The sequence below is a fragment of the Chitinophaga sp. genome (genome assembly GCF_036566945.1).
Classification (GTDB): Bacteria; Bacteroidota; Bacteroidia; order Chitinophagales; family Chitinophagaceae; genus Chitinophaga.
On the sequence record NZ_DATCVJ010000543.1, the window covers coordinates 1 to 2,244 of the forward strand.

The window sequence follows — 2,244 nt, forward strand, 5'->3', positions numbered from 1 at the left end:
CTGTTACGACGTTAAATTCCCAGCCTCCCATTTTACCCATCTGCTGACAAATACCCAGTAACTGATTGCTTCGCTTCAGTTCTGATTCAGCTTGCAGGAAGTCGGCATGTTTTCTTTCACGGGCAGAAATATTTCTGATAAGGAGCAGTATGCGTTTTGATTCGGGCTGCCGGGTTTTAATAAGTGTCATTTTCAATTCGTACCAATGCTCCAGATTTTGCCGGATATCGGGGTAGATATAGGTTTGTGATTCCCCGGTCCGCAGAATTTTATCTGCCAGACGGTTAAAGGCCATGGCATGTTCGCCCAGTACTTCCGTGATCGTTTTCCCAATGACTTCTTCCCGGGGGCGAAACAGGAGGCTTTCCTGTTTGCACCATACTTTGGTAAAGGCTTTCTGATCATCCATTTCAAACACAATATCATCCAGTGTCATCATCAGCGCATCCCATTCAGATTTTAGGTCCGTATGTGCATTTTTCAATTGTTGATACTCGCTGTTGCGGGAAGCATTTCCATGCTGATAGCCCAGTACCTGCAGGAGCGGCTGGAATAGCTGAATAGCCGCCGGGGTATACGCATTGTTTTTGCGGAGAAAGCCTAACACTACCAGTACTTCCTGCTGAAATATGACCGGAAGTCCCAGAAAAGATATGCCATTATCAAGATGACAGATCTGAGGCCGGCTGGTGTGGGCGGTCATCTGCAGGGAGCTCGCAAAATTCCATTCGTCTTCCGGCATCCGGCTTTTAGCGAGGGGATATACCCGGATGTTGCCATCGTCTGTTTTGGTTACTTCTCCCACGAAGCCGTATTCACTGGCTGCCAGTGAAAGCAGGTCTGGTAACAGTTGTTCGTAAGCATCCTGGAAATGCTCCGACCTTGCAAAATTATCATGGAGGCTACCGATGAGGCCCAGCAATTGCTGCTGTTGCCTCCACCTTTCGGGTAACTGGATGTCTTCATTTATTTCCCCGCCGCCCGGATCACTTTTGAGGGAGTTCGTAAAAGTAGTCGCCAACATGAGTGATGTTGATTTTGTTATTTTGGTTGTTTTTCTGCAAATAAAAAACAAGGCATTGCTGTCAGCCGTTGACAGTATTGCGAAATATCGGATGAATGTTGCTTAAAGGAGGCCAGATTACGAGCGCCGGTTAGTAGAAAAATTATCAATATGATACCGGGGAAATAAATTTAGGGAATTATGGGGAGAAACAAAGGGGAAATTATTTAATTGTCGGGAGAATTTGCCAGGGCATAAAAGCAGGCAAATTCTCCCGACGGGCAATGATTATTTCTTCATTCCTCCATTTTTAAACAGGGAATAGGCTGTTTGATAATTCGCCATACTGTTTTTTAGCAGGCTACTATCCATGGGAGCGGCGTGTTGTTCATTGCGGGCCTGGTTCCAGCTAAAGCATTCTGCTTTTTGCTGTGGGCTGAGAATGAGTAATTTTCCTGGTTCCAGGTAGCCCAGTTTCTGATAAGTGCTGATCATGGCACGTGGCTGGTAGCTGGAGTCCAGTACATTTTTTCCGTAGAGTTTGCTGTTATACGTCCAGTGCAATAAACTCAGTAGGGTAGGGTAAATATCAATCTGTGAACACATGGCATTGATTTCCTGTGGTGCTGCTCCGGGAACATTATACAGGATGCAGGGGATATGATATTTACTGATTTCTATTTCATTTTTGCCGGCGCTGCTGGCGCAATGGTCTGCTACAAAAATAACAACGGTATTTTTAAACCAGGGCTTGGTGCTGATATTTTTCAGGAACTGGCCGATGGCATAGTCAGTATATTTTACGGCGCCTTCGCGGCTTTGGCCGGAAGGGATATCTACTTTACCGGCAGGATATGTGAACGGGCGATGATTCGAGGTGGTCATGATGAAGTCGTAGAATGGCTTCCCTTTCGCATATTTTTCATCGGCGCTTCTGATGGCTGCGTTGTAAATATCTTCATCACAGATGCCCCAGGCGTTGGAGAATTGAACCGCGCTATCCGGTATGTTGGTGCGGGTAGTGGTGATCTCGTCTTCCACAAATTTCCGGTGGTGACGATCGGTGATATCGTAGCCGTTGTTACCGAAAAATTTATTCATGTTATCGAAGTAACCATCGCCGCCATAAAAGAAGGTGCTTTCGTAGCCGGCTTGTTCGAAGATCTGTCCTACTGAAAACAGTCCCTCGTTGTTTTTGCGGCGTACAATGCTTTGTCCGGGTGTGGGCGGAACGGCCAGTG

The 2,244-nt window shown here is 46.5% G+C and carries 2 protein-coding genes; both read right to left on the minus strand.

What is annotated here, in order from left to right:
• On the minus strand, window positions 1-1,024 hold a 1,024-nt coding region (locus VIP81_RS16615), incomplete at its 3' end, for a GAF domain-containing protein (RefSeq protein WP_331963193.1).
• A 267-nt stretch (window positions 1,025-1,291) separates the two neighbouring features.
• Window positions 1,292-2,244: LTA synthase family protein (locus tag VIP81_RS16620; protein ID WP_331963196.1), on the minus strand; the 953-nt coding region annotated here is incomplete at its 5' end.